This is a genomic window from Mycolicibacterium vinylchloridicum, assembly GCF_013404075.1.
Taxonomy (GTDB): domain Bacteria; phylum Actinomycetota; class Actinomycetes; order Mycobacteriales; family Mycobacteriaceae; genus Mycobacterium; species Mycobacterium vinylchloridicum.
In genome coordinates this window covers 1-1,509 of record NZ_JACBJQ010000169.1, presented here as the reverse complement: position 1 = coordinate 1,509, position 1,509 = coordinate 1, and the positions used below count along the sequence as shown (strand labels likewise).

Below are 1,509 nucleotides of genomic sequence, written 5' to 3'. Positions count from 1 at the left end.
CTGATATGTAGAGAAGTTTGTCAAGAGGGCAGGGTGAGGCGCCGCCGGGGAGCTACCCCGACGGCGCCTCGTTGCTTCCTCACCGAGCCTGTGTGGTGAGCGTGTCATTGGCGACGCGCGGTCAGACTGATATGCGCGGATTGGCTACCGCAGGACGGGGTTTCGGCTGGATCGCATCCGCTTGTCTAGCATCGAGCGTCGCCACGAAGTGCTGCTCATAGGTGTTTCGCGGGTCGATCCACGCGCTGCCACCACCGAACTCGAGGAGGGAGCAGACCAAAGGTGGCGGTCAGTCCTGCATGACCGCCAAAGACCAGCACCAACCGGCCAGCTCGCGGGCAATCGCCACATTGGCCACCACCGGACGTTTGCGGCGTTCCAGAAAGCCCACCCACCTGCCATGCAGGCGGCGGTTGCCCTCGTCCCCGCGAGCTCGGGCGGCCGGTGAGGCCTGCTCCCACCGCGACCGCATCACCGCACCCACGTGATACCGGGCCCGGTGATGCCACGCCGCCTCGACCAGCAACCGACGCACGTGGTTGTTGCCGGTCTTGGTGATCGTCCCCTGGACCCGCGAGGAACCCGATGAGTACTCCGAGGGCACCAACCCGATGAAGGATCCAATCGTGTTGCCAGTGAATCGATCCCAATCACCGATCTCCACTGCCAACGCCAATCCGGTCAAGGTACTCACGCCCCGCAGGCATGACACCCGTCGCACGATCGGGCTGAACTCACCGTCTCTGGCGATGTCCTCGATCGCCGAGTCCAAGCGCCCGCGCCGAGCCTGCATCGTCAACACGTGGTCATAATCGGCGTCGAACGCCATCTTGGTCGCCGGCGCCGTCAACTGCGGCGCTGCCACACTACGCAGCCACCGGTCATGGGCACCGGTCCAGGCCGCACCCCCGTAGTAGACGATGCCGTGACGCAGCAGCAGCTTGGAGAGCCGATGCCGTGCCCGCATCAGATCACCGCGGCAGTCCTCACGCGCTCGCACTAGATCCCTGGCCGCTTCTTGACTCTCGCTCGGAATCGACACCGACGTGATCTCGTCGAGTCGCAGCAACCGCGACAGATGCAGTGCATCGCGGGCATCGGTCTTGACCCGATCCCCGGACGGTCGCTGCAGCTTCGATGGCGCCACGACCTCACACCGGATCCCGACGGCGGTCAACGCCCGCTGCAACCCAAAACCGGTCGGACCGGCCTCATAGGCCACCGCCACCGGGCCCGGTAATTCCGATATCCAGGACCGGATGTGCTCGTGGGACGGGGTCAACCGGGCCTGCAACACCTCACCAGTGACGCTGTCGATGGCTGCTGCCGCCACCGAACGTGCGTGCACGTCCAGCCCAACACTCGTACGCTCTGTAAACACCGGGGCCTCCCACCACTGTCGGATAGACCGGGCAGGCGACTCCCTACTCGGTAACCCACGAACATGGGTGAGTGGGGCCCCGGCCCGCAACCCCCAACTCAAAACCGAGGGTCACCCATACCGTCTAG

Annotated in this window: 1 protein-coding gene; it reads right to left on the bottom strand. The window is 65.1% G+C overall.

Going from position 1 to position 1,509, the window contains the following annotated elements:
- Window positions 1–289: 289 nt before the first annotated feature.
- Window positions 290–1,381, bottom strand: coding sequence for an IS110 family RNA-guided transposase (locus HPC46_RS34350; RefSeq protein WP_005144164.1), 1,092 nt, complete (start codon window positions 1,379–1,381; stop codon window positions 290–292).
- Window positions 1,382–1,509: the final 128 nt, after the last annotated feature.